Source organism: Xanthomonas sp. NCPPB 2586 (assembly GCF_041475775.2).
In the GTDB taxonomy this organism is placed as follows: Bacteria; Pseudomonadota; Gammaproteobacteria; order Xanthomonadales; family Xanthomonadaceae; genus Xanthomonas; species Xanthomonas campestris.
In genome coordinates, this window is sequence record NZ_CM192981.1 from 2,383,674 (window position 1) to 2,400,236 (window position 16,563).

12 protein-coding genes and 1 pseudogene are annotated in these 16,563 nt (G+C 64.7%); 9 read left to right on the plus strand and 4 right to left on the minus strand.

Translation table 11 applies throughout. The features are described 5' to 3' along the window. The first annotated feature begins 133 nt into the window (after positions 1-133). From ACCQ09_RS10190 to ACCQ09_RS10200, 3 genes and pseudogenes are all read left to right on the plus strand, one after another. Positions 134-2,209, plus strand: coding sequence for a DEAD/DEAH box helicase (locus ACCQ09_RS10190; RefSeq protein ID WP_040941255.1), 2,076 nt, complete (start codon positions 134-136; stop codon positions 2,207-2,209). Further along, positions 2,206-3,573 (plus strand): DNA-processing protein DprA, encoded by a 1,368-nt coding sequence (locus tag ACCQ09_RS10195; RefSeq protein WP_040941256.1) that lies wholly within the window; start codon positions 2,206-2,208, stop codon positions 3,571-3,573. Before ACCQ09_RS10190 ends, ACCQ09_RS10195 begins: the two co-directional genes overlap by 4 nt. Positions 3,574-3,824: 251 nt before the next feature. Continuing rightward, positions 3,825-4,127 (plus strand): annotated as a pseudogene (locus ACCQ09_RS10200) (glutamine-hydrolyzing GMP synthase); the annotation flags it as partial. Positions 4,128-4,319: 192 nt separating this feature from the next. Here the strand turns inward: ACCQ09_RS10200 and ACCQ09_RS10205 are convergent. From ACCQ09_RS10205 to ACCQ09_RS10220, 4 genes are all read right to left on the minus strand, one after another. Then, entirely contained in the window at positions 4,320-4,940 is a 621-nt protein-coding gene (locus ACCQ09_RS10205; RefSeq protein WP_014507885.1) for a DUF8082 domain-containing protein, read from the minus strand. A 44-nt stretch (positions 4,941-4,984) separates the two neighbouring features. Then, on the minus strand, positions 4,985-6,112 hold the full coding sequence (locus ACCQ09_RS10210; RefSeq protein WP_040941257.1) for a Cache 3/Cache 2 fusion domain-containing protein: 1,128 nt from the start codon (positions 6,110-6,112) through the stop codon (positions 4,985-4,987). A gap of 371 nt (positions 6,113-6,483) precedes the next feature. Further along, a complete protein-coding gene (locus tag ACCQ09_RS10215) occupies positions 6,484-7,125 on the minus strand; it encodes a response regulator (protein WP_011037326.1) in 642 nt (213 codons plus the stop codon). Beyond that, entirely contained in the window at positions 7,118-10,216 is a 3,099-nt protein-coding gene (locus ACCQ09_RS10220) for a sensor histidine kinase (protein ID WP_228427811.1), read from the minus strand. Before ACCQ09_RS10220 ends, ACCQ09_RS10215 begins: the two co-directional genes overlap by 8 nt. A gap of 406 nt (positions 10,217-10,622) precedes the next feature. Between ACCQ09_RS10220 and ACCQ09_RS10225 the strand changes: the two genes are divergently transcribed. From ACCQ09_RS10225 to ACCQ09_RS10250, 6 genes are all read left to right on the plus strand, one after another. Beyond that, entirely contained in the window at positions 10,623-11,090 is a 468-nt protein-coding gene (locus ACCQ09_RS10225; RefSeq protein WP_040941259.1) for a helix-turn-helix transcriptional regulator, read from the plus strand. Beyond that, entirely contained in the window at positions 11,087-11,743 is a 657-nt protein-coding gene (locus tag ACCQ09_RS10230) for a hydrolase (protein WP_011037323.1), read from the plus strand. Before ACCQ09_RS10225 ends, ACCQ09_RS10230 begins: the two co-directional genes overlap by 4 nt. Next, entirely contained in the window at positions 11,740-12,177 is a 438-nt protein-coding gene (locus ACCQ09_RS10235) for a DoxX family protein (RefSeq protein ID WP_011037322.1), read from the plus strand. The genes ACCQ09_RS10230 and ACCQ09_RS10235 overlap by 4 nt, the downstream gene beginning before the upstream one ends. A 113-nt stretch (positions 12,178-12,290) precedes the next feature. Continuing rightward, complete coding sequence (locus tag ACCQ09_RS10240; RefSeq protein ID WP_197708560.1) at positions 12,291-14,132, plus strand: amidohydrolase; 1,842 nt, start codon at positions 12,291-12,293, stop codon at positions 14,130-14,132. A gap of 136 nt (positions 14,133-14,268) precedes the next feature. After that, positions 14,269-15,900: an MFS transporter gene (locus ACCQ09_RS10245; protein ID WP_040941261.1), complete on the plus strand. Its 1,632-nt coding sequence runs from the start codon at positions 14,269-14,271 to the stop codon at positions 15,898-15,900. A 389-nt stretch (positions 15,901-16,289) separates the two neighbouring features. Continuing rightward, complete coding sequence (locus ACCQ09_RS10250) at positions 16,290-16,493, plus strand: hypothetical protein (RefSeq protein WP_012438213.1); 204 nt, start codon at positions 16,290-16,292, stop codon at positions 16,491-16,493. The last annotated feature ends 70 nt before the right edge of the window (positions 16,494-16,563 follow it).

Below are 16,563 nucleotides of genomic sequence, written 5' to 3' on the forward strand. Positions count from 1 at the left end.
CGGCAGGCGCTGCACAATGGGACGAGCGCTGCCAAGGCACCGATACAATCACTTATTCTAGGTTGTCGGGCGCCGCCGCCGCCGCGCGGTGGCCTGCCGAATCAGTAGCATCATAAATGTTCGAGGGAGTTCCATGAAATACGACCAGGCTCGCGCCCTACAGCTCCTCCGAGAAGGCAGTGGTAATCCTGACGCCACCTTCCGTGACTCCCAGGAAGATGCGATTCGTCACCTCGTTACAGGCGCAGAGGGGCGTCTCCTTGTCATTCAAAAGACGGGTTGGGGCAAAAGCTTCGTTTACTTCATCGCGGCAAAACTGATTCGCGAACAAGGGAGAGGGCCAACCCTCCTGGTATCACCGTTGCTCGCTCTTATGCGGGATCAGGAGATGGCGGCCCAGCGCATGCAGGTGAAGGCCAGGACGGTCAACTCGACCAACCGGATGGAGTGGCCGGAGATTGCCAAACAGATCGAGGCAGGGAAGATCGATGTCCTCATGTTACACCCGAAGCAGCTGGCGAGCGCAGATTTGCAGGACAGCCTTCTGGCCAAGATTACCAACGTGTCGATGCTCGTCGTCGACGAGGCCCATTGCATCTCGGACTGGGGGCATGATTTCGTGCCCGAGTACAAGCTTGTCACGCGGCTCATTGCAGTGCTGCCGCCCAACTTGCCGGTGCTTGCGACCACCGCCACGGCAAACGAACGTGTGTCGAACGATCTCGAGCAAATCCTTGGTCCAAACCTGCAAGTGAAACGCGGGTCGCTGAATCGTCCGTCCATCACACTACAGACGATCACGTTTACGAGTGACGCAGAAAGGCTCGCCTGGCTCGCACAAGCAGTCGCTTCGCTTCCCGGCAGCGGCATCATTTACGCCCTGACGAAAGCTCACGTGCGGCACATCGTCAGTTGGCTCACGCACTGCGGCCATTTGGTCAAGGGCTACACGAGCGATTCAGAGGATCGCGCTGTTCTCGAGCAGGAGCTCAAGGAGAACAAGGTCAAGGCGCTTGTTGCGACCTCGGCGCTTGGCATGGGCTATGACAAGCCTGACCTGACCTTCGTCATCAATTACCAGCCGCCTTCCTCGGTCGTCCACTACTACCAACAGGCGGGGCGTGCGGGGCGTGCGATCGCAGATGCACGCGGGGTCGTGCTGGAGGTCAAGAACCAACTGGACATCAATACCTTCTTCATCGAGAGCGCTTTTCCGACGCCGGATGAGGTGACTGCGGTCATGGAGGCGCTCGATGCGGCAGGGGACAAAGGCCTTTCCGTACCGGGCCTCTTGAAAACCATCAACTTCAGCAAGGGTCGAATCGACAAGACGTTGACCGCCCTTGCCATAGAGAGCCCCTCTCCGATCGTTAAGGATGACGCAGCTTGGAAAACCACTGGCAGTGTTGTAGCGAAGAGCTTCTGGGAGACAGCTAAAAGGGTGACCGATCTGCGGCGGGCCGAACATGCTCAGATGAAAGAGTACATGGCCCTCACCGAAGGGCACATGAAGTTCTTGGTCGCGGCTCTCGATGGTGACCCGACGACCATTGAGGCGCCGCGCAGTCCGCCGTTGCCCACCGCGGTCAAACAGGCGTTCGTTGCTGAGGCGAATCGGTACATGAAGGACACCAGCTTGCCGATCAAAGCACGCAAGAAGTGGCCTGACGGAGGATTGGACGGATACGGGCTGCGGGGAAATATCTCTGAGAAGCTGCGTGCGGGAGATGGTTTTGCGCTCTCGATGTACGGTACGGCGGGGTGGGGCGACATCGTCCGTGATGCTCGCTACGTACACAGGCACTTCGGCGACGACATCGTTAAGGCCTGCGCCGGGCTGGTACGCCGGTCTGCTTTTAAACCAGCTCCGGAATGGGTCACCTGCATCCCGTCACTCAACAATCCGAATCTCGTGCCGAGCTTTGCGAAGCGGCTTGCCGCTGAGCTTGAACTTCCGTTCCACGCGGCGCTGACCAAGGTTAAGCACACCTCAGCTCAGAAGTCTATGCATAATAGCTCTCAACAGGCGAAGAACCTCGATCAGTCGCTTGAATTCAGCGACTTTGACGGCAAGGTCGGTCCGGTATTGTTGGTCGACGATATCGTGAACTCGGGCTGGACGTTCACGATTGGCGCTTGGCTGCTGCGCCTCAACGGTTGCGGCGAAGTGTGGCCCCTCGCGCTTGCAAAAACTGGGAATGAAGAATGAGTTTGCAGATCTCCGAAAACTGCCAAGCGATCTTGCTCTTGACGGCGCCGTTGATGGTCGGCAAGGTTGGCGCCCGTGCGGAACTGCTGAAGCAAAGTGAGTACAGCGACCTTACAAGGTTCCTCGTGCAAGAAGGCTTTCAGCCGTCCGACCTTCTCCGCCCAGAGTCTCCTGCGCTGCGCCAAGCCGGAAACCTGTTTGGGCTAGGACGGCTGACCCGCTTGGTGGGCAGAGGGTTTCAGCTTGCTCAAGCGCTTGATTATTGGAGTGCGCGTTCGATCTGGGTAGTGAGTCGCGCCGATGCCCGGTACCCCAAGCGGGTCAAATCACGCCTTAAGCACGAAGCGCCGCCCGTCATGTACGGTTGTGGTGATGTGGATCTTGTCGACAACGGCGGCCTGGCTGTCGTAGGCTCCCGTGACGCGGACGACGAGATGCTGAGCTATGCCCAGCGTGCAGGAGAGAGGGCGGCAAGTGCTGGAAGAGGCTTGATCTCCGGAGGCGCTAAGGGTGTTGATAGTGCTGCGATGGATGGGGCTGAGGCTCTTGGCGGCATAGTCTGCAACGTCATGGCAGAAGGGCTGGCGCAGGCGGCAATCAGTCGGAGATTCAGAGATGGCCTTCAAGAGAGGCGCACATTGCTGATCTCGCCCTACGACCCGAGCTCTGGCTTCAATGTCGGGCACGCCATAGCGCGCAACAAGTTTATCTTCGCGTTGGCTGACGTCGGCTTGGTAGTGAATTCAGACCTGGAGCGGGGTGGGACGTGGGCAGGCGCGATAGAGCAGCTTCGTAAGCTTCACTTCGTTACGCTCTACATCCGATCGAGTGGTAAGCGTTCCGCTGGCCTAGACGCTTTGCTACGAGAAGGGGCCTTGCCCTGGCCAGAGCCCGAGGATGGGCAAGCGTTAGAAGCTCTGTTTGCGGCTCAACCAAACGATAGCAAAGCAGCCGCTGATGCTTATCAGGGACATCTTGACTTCAAGATCGCTGCCGGTACGTCGAGCGGGGTTTCGGATGCAGTTCTAGATGCGGTGCGCCAAGTGTCGATGGTTAAAGAGCCGCCTAGTGACTCCGGCGCCCTCGAGGAAGGTGCGCAAAATTCATCGACTACAACCTCAAAGTCGACACTCGTTGAGGCTACCTCGGGTCCGCGAATTGAATTGAAACAGGCGATGTTCGCGACCTTTGAACGGTTGATTCGCCAAGTGCTTCACACACCCAAGAAAGCCGCTCAGATCGCCGACGAGTTGGATCTCAATCAGATCCAGACGCGGGACTGGCTGGACCGTTTGGTTGCCAAAGGTGTAATCGAAAAGAAGAAGAGCGACGCGACCTACCGGCTTGCCTTGAGGTCCCTCTGACAAGAGTGGGTCGCTTAGGTCGCGTCCAAGTCCGAAATGCGAGCATCGGGGTTATTCAGCTGTCTCAACTTGCCAGCGCAACACGTGATCTAAATGTTTGTAATTCTGCGTCCTTGGCCTCTGCAGGGATCCTCCAGCCCAGCCCAGCCCAGCCTCTGGCGAGGGTGCGTGTTCATCACTAGTCCACGCACCATACGTGCAGCACGCGACGTCACAGGACGCATTCGCGCAGATACTCTGTTGATCACGAAGATTCGTCCGTCGTGGCCGCGCTGCTGCACAAGGCAATCGGTGACAAGCTGACCTGCGTGTTCGTCGACACCGGCCTGCTGCGTTGGCAGGAAGGCGACCAGGTGATGGCGATGTTTGCCGAGCACATGGGCGTCAAGGTGATCCGCGTCAATGCGGCCGACCGCTACTTCGCCAAGCTTGAAGGCGTGAGCGACCCGGAAGCCAAGCGCAAGATCATCGGCAACCTGTTCGTGGATATCTTCGATGAAGAATCCAACAAGCTGGCCAATGCCAAGTGGCTGGCGCAGGGCACGATTTATCCGCTCCGGTAAACCGCCTGCGACGATTGAGTGGGAGTGAGTTGGTTCTGCTCGCGAGATCGAACGAAAAGGGCGCCGCAAGGCGCCTTTTTTATGTCTTGCAGTTTCATCGCTGGCAATCAGGCCGTAAGATGCCGCCGCAAAAAAAAGCCGCGCACTGCGCGGCTTGTTGCAGCGTTACGTTGAACGCTGGCCTCAACGCACCTTGGCCAGTGCCACGCGGGCGTCGGTCATGAACTTTTGCGCTTCCTGCGGCGTGGCCAGGTTGGCAGCGAGCTGGCTGAGCACCTGCTCGATGTCGCTGGAGGCATCCCAGGCTTCGTCGCACAACATGCCGGCGATCGGGCCGAGGTAATTCAGCGCGACGCGTTCCAGTGCCTGGCGGACTGCGTCGTCCGGGGCCGCGCCGTTACCGACAGATACCGGTGCGGACGTTGCCAGGGGTGTCGCAGGTGCCGGCACCGGAGCGGCGGCAACCGGCGCACGCACCGGGGCGGGCGCACCGCCCAGGTCCTGTTCGAAGCCACCCATCAGCCACTGCCGCGAGTCCTCGCTGAGCAGCGAGGGCTTGCCCATGCCGGCGCCGGGGTCGACCTGGAAGCGGGCCTTGGCGGCGCCGACCATGGTGAGGCGTTGCACGGCCTCATCATTACGCAGCATGCGGAACACCACTTCTTCGATCTGACCCGCATTGATGCGGATGATGCAGGAGTGGTTCTCCTCGGTGACGACGAACAGAAAGCCGGACGCCTTCTTCAGCGCCAGCGCCTTGAGCTCGCGCAGGACCTCGATCAGCGGACGGAATTCAGTGGACATGGCGTCTTCCTTGCATCATCTGGTGCGGAGTTATACAGCACGGCTCAGCGCTTGCTGAGGCGTTCCATGGCCAACCGAACGCTGTTGGACAGGCGGGAAATGGCGCGCGCCAGGGTACCGATTTCATCCTTGAGGTCGACCTCGGCAATGGTGTGGTTCCACTTGCCCAGGCTCAGTTCTTCGGCAACGGTGGTCAAGTGCTGGATGGGCCGCAACACGCGGTTCCAGATCAGCGCCCACTGCAGGCCGAGCAACAGTGCGCAGACCAGCAGGCCGATGCCGGCGATCCACAGTGACTGGCGCACGATGACGCCGTTGACGTCGCTCTTGGGGTAGGCCGAGACGAGCGTGAAGCCCCAGTCCGGCACTTCCTGCTTGGTGACGACCCAGTCGTCGGGGCTTTCCTTGACGATCCGCTCGATGGTGGCGGTGTCGGTGGTGGCGCCGGTGGTGGACTGGAAGCGCAGCGTGTTCTTGCTGTCGAAGATGGCGATGAAGCCCGAGTCGAGCACGCGACGGCTGCTGACCACGTTTTCCAGCGCCTGGGTGTCGGCCTTGTAACCGACGTACCAGGCACCGATGACGCGCTTGTCGTTGCCGGCAAAGATCGGCTCGTAACCGGTGACATACGGATTGCCGAGGATGTCGACCACGCCGTAGAAGCTTTCGCCATTACGCAGTTTGGCGGCGGCCTGGCCGGTGGGATCGAGTACGGTGCCGATGGCGCGGCTGCCGTCGTCCTTCTTGACGTTGGTGGAGATGCGCACGAAGTCGTCACCGGTGCGCGAGAACAGCGTTGCGGTGCCTTCGTGGATCGCGGTGACGTCGTCGAGCATGTCGAACACGTTGGCCTGGGACTTCTGGCCCAGCAACAGGTCGTTGGCGTTGCGGTCGGCCACGCGGACGTCATTGCCCACGCTGGGCGCGCCCTGGGCGTTGGCTTCCTTGCGCAGCTGGCGCATGGAGGAATTGACGCGATCGAGCATCATCGCGCGGGTGACCGAGAACAGGGTCTGCAGGGAGACCGACTGGCGCTCGATGGCGTCTGCGGTTTCCGATTTGACCCGGTTGGCCTCGGTAATGGCCAGAATGACCGTCAGTGCCACCACCACGACCAGCACCAAGGCCAGCACCGGCAACAGCAGGCGCACCCGCAAAGAGTGACGAAGCATCGCAATTCCCCTGAACGCGTTTAAATGATTGAATCGAGCCCGCCGCAGCGCGGTGCGGCGGGCGGACGTAGCCGTTATCGGCTGCCGGACAAGATGCTGAAGCGGCTCCCCGAGCCGCTGGCGGTGCATACGATAGCCGAAGCCGATCGGTTTGGCAGCGCCGCATCGCGGCGGCTTCGCCTCGCGTTCAAGAATGGTCGAGCGCGTCGCACTCAGCGGGCGTGCGGTCGGCAAGGTGTGGTCTGTTGGCAGAGGCGCCGGGCGCGGATGAGGGTAGCTGGGCGCCGCTGCACTGTTTGCTGCCGCGTGCGCCGGCGCGGTGAGCGGGGCAGGCGGGCGGCGCCCGTCCGCCGCCAGTGGTGGTGGCGCCTTCAGGTCTCCAGCGACAGGATCCCGCGACGCAGCGCAACGGTGACCGCGTGGGTGCGGTCGCGCACGCCGAGCTTGCACAGGATGTTCTTCATGTGCGCCTTGACGGTTTCTTCTGAGATGCCCAGTGCGTTGCCGATCTGCTTGTTGGAGCAGCCGGTGGCGACCAGGTTCAGCACCTCGGTCTCGCGTGCGGACAAGGCGTCGTCGAGCACGTGCGCGGCGATGTTCTCGGCCACCGAGGCGGGCACGTGGCGGCGTTGACCGCGGCGCACGTCGCGGATGGTGTCGACCAGTTCGCGCCGCAACGCGCTCTTGAGCAGATACCCGCAAGCGCCGGCCTGCAAGGCGCGTACTGCACGCACATCGCCGGTGTAGGTGGTCAGGACGATGACCTTGGCCATAGGGTCGAGCTGGCGGATGCGCTGGATCGCCTGCACGCCGTCCACGCGTGGCATCTGCAGATCCATCAGCACCACGTCCGGGCGCAGGCGGGTGTAGTAGTCCACGGCCTGTTCGCCATCTTCGGCTTCGCCCACCACCTGCATGTCGCGCTCGGCGCCCAGCATGGCGCTCAATCCGTCACGCAACAGCGGGTGATCGTCCACCACCAGCACCGCGGTCGGTCGTGTCGTATCAGCCATGGGGAGTCTCCGTGGGTCGTGCGTTTTGAAAGGGCCAGCACCAGCGTTTGGGTGGTCGAACGTACGCAGCGCGCGCGGGGACGACGATCTGCACTTCGGTTCCGCTGCCGGGCCGCGACCACAGTTGCATCTGTGCCCCGATGCGCCGTGCGCGTTCCTGCATGCCGGTCAATCCCCAGTGCCCGGTGCGGGCGTGGCCGTGCAGCACGTCCGGCGCCAGGCCGCAGCCATCGTCGCGGATGCGCAGCACGAAGTCACGTGAACCGTAACGCAGTTCCAGGACGATCTTGTTTGCGCGCGCGTGCCGGTCGGCATTGCTCAGCGCTTCGCGCCCGAGCTGGAACAGTTCGTCGGCCACCATCGCGCGCAAGACGAGTGGGCGGCCATTGACCAGCACGTCCAGGGTTGCGGTGGGGATCGGCATGGTGGTTTCGCGCGCCTGCTGCAACGCGCCGGCCAGATCGGTGCGCAGCGAGTGGGTGTCGCGCAAGCCGTTGACGCGGTCGCGCCCTTCGATGAGGGCGCGCTCGGCCAGTTCGACGGTCCTTTCCAGTTCCTGCCGGCGGGGGTCATCCCAGGCCAGCGAACGGCTGGCGGTGTGCAGGCGCAGGATCAGCCCCTGTGTGCCCTGCAGCAGGGTGTCGTGCAACTCACGGGCGATGCGCTCGCGCTCGCGGTAGCGCTCTTCCAGCCGCGCACGCAGGCGTCCGGCCACATGCCGGGTGCGCAAGCGCCACGCCACCGCCAGGGCCGCGACCGCCGCCAGCACGCAGCACAGCTTGAATTGCCAGGTCTGCACGAACGCCGGTTCGATGACCACGTCGAGTGTGTCGCCACGTGCGTTCCACACGCCATCGTTGTTGGCGGCGGCCACCTCGAAGCGATAACGGCCAGGCGCCAGGTTGGTATAGAACGCCTCGGTGCGATTGCCGGCGTCCTGCCAGGCAGCGTCCACGCCATCCAGCCGGTAGCGGAAGCGCACGCGCTCGGGGCGGGTGAGGCTGACCGCTTCGTAGCCGATGCGCAGGCGGTCGCTCCACTTGGGCAGGCGCAGCGCGGCCTGCAGCGGATACGGACGATCGTTGGCGACCACCTCGGTGATGGCGACCGTGGGCGCGGTGGGATTGCGATAGGTCTGGCTGGGGTCGAGCCAGGCCAGGCCCTGGTTGGTGGCAAACCACAGCAGGCCATCGGCTGCGGCCAGCGCGCTGGGAACCGGCGTGGCCTGTTGGGCGATGCCGGGCAGGCCATCCATGGTGTCGTACAGGCGCAGCGATGGCGCCGGCAGGCCGGTCTGCACGCTCTGCGTCAACGCTTGCAGGCTCAGGTGCACCACGCCGCGATTGCCGTTCAACCAGACCCCGCCGGCGGCGTCCTGCACGATACCGGTGACCCCCTGCAGCAGCGGCCTGGCCTGGTCGGGCAAGGTGCGGAATCGGCCATCGGGGCCGAGCACGGCCACCGCCGCTTCGCCAGCCACCAGGGTCAGCGCGGGGCTGCTCCACAGGGCGGTGATCGGGCCGACCGACAAACCGTCCGTTGCGCTATAGCGGCGCACGCGATTGCCACGCAGCAGGCGCAGCTCCCCTTTGACGTCTCCGATCCACAGCGCTCCATCGTGCGCACGCGCCAGCACCGAGCATGGGGTTTCCTGCACGCCGGCCAGCGGTTGCCAGCCGGTGCCGTCGTAGCGATACGGCCCACGTGCATCCGGGCACACCAGCGGCTGGTCCGTCGCATCGACCAGCAACGCACGTATTTCGCCGGGCGCAACGCCCAGCGGTAATGGGACTGGTTGCACAAGGCCGCCCTGCAGACGCAGCAGCGCGTGTTCGGCCAACACCCAACTGCGTAACGTGTTCGGCACAGCGAGCGTGCCGGCTGCACCGCCGTGCTGCATCCGATCGATGCGCAGGCGCGTCAGTGCGAGCAGGCGGTTGTCGCGCAATGCGGCAACCAGCGGCCCCGGCGCTGCGCCGCTGCGGCTGGTGAACATCTCCACCGCGGTGGCCGGGCCGGGCAGCAATGCGGCCAATGGCAACAGCGCGCGGTGGCGGAAGCGATTCAAGCCCAGGTTGGTGCCGACCCAGAGGTTGCCTTCGCGGTCTTCCAGCAACGGGCCGGCGGTTGCCGAGGTCAGGCCTTGCAGCGTGCCGACATGTTCCAGCACCGGCGCCGGCGCCAGCGGCGTGGCGATCCGGAACACACCACCGGCCGCGTAGTCCGTGCCCCACAGCGCGCCGTCGCGCATGAAGCGGATACGGCGCGCAAACAGCCCGGCAAAGCGCGGCTGCGCGCGTGTGGCGGCGGGAAGCAGCTGCCCGCGCGCGTCGGTCAATGCAAAGATTCCGCGATACGGGTCGGCGACCCAGACGCTGCCATCCGGGCTCTCGGCCATGGTGGTGAACGGGCCAACCGGCTGCCCGCTGGGTTCGAAGCGCTTGCCGCCTGCGCGCAGGCGCAGCAGCTGGGTGCCGTCGCTGACCCACAGCACGCCACGGCGGTCGCGCAGCAACCACTGTGCGCGTGCGGCCGGGTAGCCCCAGTCGGCACCGGCACGGTGCCAGCGCGTGCCATCGAACCAGCACAAGCCGCCATCGATTGCGGCCCAGAGGCGCCCGCTGCCATCGCGCTCCAGCTTGAACACCATGCCGCTGGGCAGGTCCTTGCCTGGTGCGAAGTGGGTGAGGTGACCGTCGGCGAGACGGTCGATCCCGGCACCGAAATACCCGATCCACGCGGTGTCGTCTGGTGCGAGCGTCAGCGCGGTCATGTTGTGCGATGCGTACGCCTCGCCATTGGGCGGCGGCACACGTGCGAAGCGGTCACCATCGAACTGGAACAGGCCAAAACCGGTCGCCAGCCACAACGGGCCGTTATCGGCCTGCGCGATATCCCAGATGTCGGCCGGTGCGCCGCGCTCGGTGCTCCAGGCGGTGTGGTGAAACTGCAGCACGCCGTCGCGTGTTGCGGCGATCCCGCTTGCCCATGCCGGTACGCACAGCAGCAGCCAACAGCACGCCAGCGTGACCCAGTGCGTAACGCGCAGGCGTAACGACGAAGCGGGGTAGCTGACGGGCTCATGCGGCATCGCAGCATTGTCGGACGAGATCGGGGGAAGCACCACCACCTCTTTCGGGGGAGGACGCGCACTGCGCAGTGGAGTAGGGCGGTGACGGCTTGCAACTCCCGCGGCCATGAGCGCACGCGGCACGGTTGGAGTATCGCGCAGTGCATGGGTGCATTCGGCCGCGTCCGCTTGTTTGGCGTGGTGCGTGACCGATGAGTCTGGGCGGTGTGCCGCGCCGTGCGGCGTGGCCTGCACGCGGCTGCATCGGCGCTCCCTGCTGCGCGCGAACCGCGCCAACGCGTGTCGATCCTGCACACAGGTCACTGCGGCGGCCCCCCCGAAAGAGGGGGCGATTGACCTCACCATCTGGGGTGGGAGCGCGCACCTGCCCACCGCACCATGGCCGCACCCCCAACGGAGACGCCGCATGGCACGTGGCATTGCCGTCGACTGCCGCACCGCACCCCACGCATGCAACGCACTTGAAGCACCGCGCATCCGTGCGGTGGCAAGAGCCATGCAGTACATCGACACGCATCTGTGCGAACCGATCACGGTGACCCATCTGGCCACGGCCGCGTGCATGAGCCGCTTCCATTTTGCGCGTGTGTTTCGCGACGTGGTTGGCGCCAGCCCGATGGAATATCTGCGCCGCCGCCGCATTGAGCGTGCACAGGCCTTGCTGCGCGAAGGCCGCCACAAGATCAGCCAGATCGCCAGCGAGCTGTGCTTTTTCGACCAAAGCCATTTTGTCCGCAGTTTCCGCCATGCCACCGGCTGCACGCCGGCGCGCTTTGCCGCGCAGACCGTCTGCACTACCGCACACAGCACGCCGGCCAGTGCGCCGCGGGCTGCCACGTCTTCCTTCTCACCACTCCTGGAGCAGCACCGATGACCACCGCCACCGCCGTCCCCGGCAAGTCCCTGCTGTCGCCGAACGACCACGCCCTGATCCTGATCGACCACCAGTCGCAGATGGCGTTTGCCACCCACACCATCGACATCTCGGCCCTGCGCAACCACGTGGCGCTGATCGGCAAGGCCGCCAAGGGCTTCCAGGTGCCGGTGGTGCTCACCACGGTGGCGGAGAAGTCGTTCTCCGGCCCGCTGTTTCCAGAGCTGCCGGAGATCTTCGCCGGCGAGCCGGTGTTCGACCGCACCAGCATGAATGCCTGGGAAGACCAGGGCGTGATCGACCGCATCAACGCGATCGGCAAGCGCCGCCTGGTGATCGCCGGTTTGTGGACCAGCGTGTGCATCGTCGGGCCGACGCTGTCGGCGATCGAACAGGGCTTTGATGTGTACGTGATCACCGATGCCTGCGGCGATGTCAGCGATGAGGCCCACGAGCGCGCCATTGCCCGCATGGTGCAGGCCGGCGCAGCACCGATCACCAGCGTGCAGTACCTGCTGGAACTGCAGCGCGATTGGGCGCGCAGCGACACCTACGACCTCACCACCGGCATCGCACGTGCGCATGCAGGCGGCTACGGCATCGGTATTCAATACGCCAAGACCATGTTCGGCGCGCAGGAAGGCGGACATTGAACAGCCACGCACCGGCACGCTCGCCGGGCCTGGACGCGGCGCTGTTGATGCTGCGGCTGGCTGGCGGTGGCTTTCTGCTGCCGCATGGCCTGGGCAAGTTGCTGGGCTGGTTCAACGGCCCCGGCCTTGCCGGTTTTGCTGCGGAATTGCAGCAGTTCGGGCTGCCAGCGACGGCGCCGCTGCCGCTGCTGTTGGCGCTGGTGCAGAGCCTGTCTGGAGTGGCGGTGCTCATCGGGCTGTGGACGCGCGCCAGCGCGGCACTGGCCGCGGCGTTCATTGCCACCACCGTGGTGATTGCCATTCCCAAGGGCTGGTTCTGGATGCATGGCGGCATGGAATACCCGCTGATGTGGGCGCTGGTCTTGCTGGCGCTGGTATGCGCCGGCGGTGGCGCGTGGTCGCTGGACGGCCTGCGTCGGCGGCACGTGTCATGAGCACGCCCACTGATTCCCACGATGCCGGCCGGCGCCAGCTGTTGCAGGGTGCCGCCGCCGGCCTTGCACTGGGCATTGCGCCTGCTGCGTTGACTGCCAACAGGACGCCTCCGATGGTCGATCTCATTCTCCGTAATGCACGTATCACCACGCTTGACCCGCGCCAACCCAGCGCCACTACGCTGGCGGTGGCCGATGGCCGCATCGTGGCAGTGGGTGACGATGCGCAGATCATGGCCATGGCCAAGCAGGCGCGTGTCATCGATGCACAGCAGCGACGCGTGGTGCCCGGGCTCAACGACAGCCACACGCATCTCATTCGCGGCGGGTTGAACTACAACCTGGAGTTGCGCTGGGACGGCGTGCGCTCGCTGGCCGATGCCATGGCATTGCTCAAGGCGCAGGTCGACCGTACGCCGGCGCCGCAGTGGGTGCGCGTGGTCGGCGGCTTCACCGCGCATCAGTTCGTTGAAAAGCGCCTGCCGACCCTGGATGAAATCAACGCGATCGCGCCGGATACACCGGTGTTCCTGCTGCATCTGTACGACCGCGCCTTGCTCAATCGCGCGGCCTTGCGTGCGTGTGGTTACGACAAGACCACGCCGGATCCGCCCGGTGGCCGCATCGAGCGCGACAAGCTCGGCAATCCCACCGGCCTGCTGCTGGCCAAGCCGAATGCGCTGATCCTGTATGCCAGCCTGGCGAAAGGGCCGCGGCTGCCGATCGAGTATCAGGCCAACTCCACGCGCCACTTCATGCGCGAGCTCAACCGCCTGGGCATCACCTCGGTCATCGACGCCGGTGGCGGGTTCCAGAACTATCCGGAGGACTATCAGGTCATCGAGCAGTTGCATGCGGCCGGGCAGTTGAGCGTGCGCATCGCCTACAACCTGTTTACCCAGAACAAGGGCAAGGAAGTTGCCGATTTCCGGGGTTGGACCGAGGTGTTGCCGGTCCGCAAGGGCGACGATCTGCTGCGCCACAACGGTGCCGGCGAAATGCTGGTGTTCTCGGCGGCCGACTTCGAGCAGTTCAGTGAGCCGCGCCCCGAGCTTGCACCGGAGATGGAACCGGAACTGGAGCAGGTGGTGCGCCTGCTGGTGGAAAAACGCTGGCCGTTCCGTATCCACGCCACCTATGACGAAAGCATCGCGCGCATTCTCGATGTCTACGAGCGTGTCAACGCGGACATGCCGTTCGATGGCCTTCACTGGTTCATCGATCACGCCGAAACCATCACGCCACGCAACATCGATCGGACCCGCGCGTTGAACGGCGGCATCGCGGTGCAGCACCGCATGGCCTATCAGGGCGAAGCCTTCGTACAGCGCTACGGCGTGCAGGCTGCGCGCCATACGCCGCCAGTGCGGCGCATGTTGGCGGCCGGTGTGCCGGTGGGCGCGGGCACCGATGCCACGCGCGTGGCCAGCTACAACCCGTGGGTGGCGCTGTCGTGGCTGGTCACCGGCCGCACCGTCGGCGGGCTGGCACTGTATGGCGACGAGAACCTGCTCGAACGCGAACAGGCCTTGCGCTTGTGGACGCAGGGCAGTGCCTGGTTCTCCGGTGATGAAGACAAGAAGGGCACCTTGGCGCCTGGTCAGTTGGCCGATTTCATCGTGTTGTCGGATGACTATTTCCGCGTCGACGATGCCGCCATCGCCGATATCACCAGCGTGCTGACCGTGTTGGGCGGTGCCGTGGTGCACGGTGACGGCGACTTCGCTGCACTGGCGCCCAGCCTGCCGCCGGCAATGCCGGAATGGTCGCCGGTCAACCGTTTTGGCGGCTATCACGTGGGCGGTGCGGTGAGCGGGCTGGCCAGCGTGGCGCATGCGCATGGCCCTGGCTGCCGCACCCACGGCGCACATGGGCATGCCGCCCACCATGCCGCACCCAGCGACGATCTGCGCGGCTTCTGGGGGGCATTGGGATGCGCATGTTTCGCGTTTTAAGGCCGCAGCAGCGCCTGGCTGCGGCGAGAGGTCAGCGCAGCGTTGCAGCGCAGGTCTGCAACCTTGAGAAGGCGTGTGCAGTGTCCGTCGCGCGCACCTGGCAGGATCGCGCGTTTTTCTGTTCTGGAGTGTGGCAATGACAACCGCTTCGATCCCACCGGCTGACGCCGGTGCCTGGGCACCGCTGCGCCAACCGATCTTCCGTGCCCTGTGGCTCGCCATTCTAGGCAGCAACATCGGCACCTGGATCAACGATGTGGCCGCCTCCTGGGTGACGGCCGAACAGACCGGTTCGCCGCTGATGGTGGCGGCGGTGCAGTCGGCCACCACCTTGCCGGTGGTGTTGTTCGCACTCGCCGCCGGCACCTTGGCCGACATCGTCGACCGCCGCCGCTATCTCATGCTCACCCAGGGCTGGATGCTGCTGGTGGCCGCGTCGCTGGCGCTGCTGTCGCACCTGCAGTTGCTCACCCCTTGGGTGCTGGTCGCGCTGACCTTCGCCATGGGCATGGGCGCGGCGATGGCAATGCCGGCGCAAGCGGCGATCGTCTCGGAGCTGGTGCCGCGCCCGTTGCTGGCCTCGGCAGTGGCGCTCAACTCGATCGGCATGAATATCGCGCGGTCGATCGGGCCGGCAATCGGCGGCTTGATCGTGGCGCAGTTCGGCCCGCCATGGGCCTTCCTGCTCAATGGGCTCACCTTCGGCTTGATGATGTGGGTGCTGTGGCGCTGGCGTCGCGAGACGCAGGCATCCGCATTGCCGCCGGAGAGCTTCGGTGCGGGCCTGCGTGCCGGTCTGCGCTATGCGGCGCGCGCCGGGCGTCTGCAGGCGGTGTTGATCAAGGCGGCCGGCTTCTTCCTGTTCGCCAGCGCATTGACCGCCTTGTTGCCGCTGGTGGTCCGCCGCGACATGCAGCTGGGTGCGGGCAGTTACGGTCTGTTGCTGGGCTGCATCGGCATTGGCGCGATCAGTGGTGCGCTGGTGTTGCCGCGCTTGCGTGCACGCTATGACCGCGACCTGCTGGTGTTCGTCGCCACGTTGATCTGCGCAGCCTCGCTGCTGGGGTTGGCGCTCTCGCGCCAGATTGGCGTGTTGTGTGTGGTGATGGTCGTCAACGGCCTGGCTTGGATCACGGTGTTGTCGTCGCTGCAGATCGCTGCGCAAACCTCGGTGCCGGCCTGGGTGCGCGCCCGTGCGCTGTCGCTGTATATCGTGGTGTTCTCGCTCGGCATGGCCAGCGGTTCGTTGTTGTGGGGTGCGCTGGCGCAACGCACGTCGATCGCGATCGCACTGCAGATTGCCGCGGCCGGTGCAGTGATTGCCGCACTGCTGGTCAAGCGCGCACGCATTGCCGGTACCGAGCAGCTCGATCTCGCACCGGCGGGCCACTGGCCCGTACCGGCGCAGGCCGATGGTGTCGAACACGACCGTGGCCCGGTGCTGGTGACCGTGGAATACCGCATCGCCGATGACGCACGTGCAGAGTTTGTGCGCCTGGTGACACAGCTGGGCAGTGCACGCCGCCGCGACGGCGCGGTGGTGTGGGGCGTGGCCGAGGACGCCGCCACGCCCGGCGTGCAGCTGGAATACTTCATCGTGGCCTCGTGGCTGGAACACCTGCGTCAGCACGAGCGCGTAACCGGCGACGACCGCCAGCTGCAGGAGCAGATTCGTGCCCTGCATCAGGGCGAGCGCGCGCCGCTCGTGCGTCACTTTGTGGGCGGCGGTGGTGCGGCGGTGCCGCCGCATACGCATTCGGATATTTGATCCGCAGGCGGCTGGAGTCTATTTGTCGGGCTTGTGAGCCGCGCGGCGAATGCAGATCGCAAAACGTGCAACGGGCGCCTGGTAGGGGCGCCCGTTGTGTTTTGTCGGATGTGTGCTGATACCGAGCATGGTCATGCTCAGGCGATTTTGGATCAATGACGTGCACGCGAGAACAGCTTGCCTTGCAGCGCGATATGGCGCCGTCAGGACATTGCATTCTGGTACGTGTTACCTGCGCCCTGTCGGCGAATCGCAGGTGGGCACACTGTCCGTCCAGCGCGGACGGGGTCACCCCGCGGGTGGGCTATCGGCATCTGGATGGGGGGGCTGATTGGGGTCATCTCGGATTGCTGAGTTGCAAGTGAGCGCGCGATCCAGTGTGTGCGCTGATGCTCGATCATGCCGCTGATACAGGTATTCGTGAGCACCATGCCGCTTGCGGCGAGGGCAGGGCACAGGCTGAAGCAACCGCGATTTCCGAGCGCCTGCATTTCTTCGCCAACAGGACCCAGCTTGCCCTGCAACCAAGCGGCGCTGATTGGCGCGCGCACATCTACTCCAAGGCGCCTGCTCTGATGTCGCGACGGCAGTGATCCAGACCAAGTGCCCCAAGAGAGTCCATAAAAAAAGCCGGCCCTCGCGAGCCGGCTTTTTACGCAACCA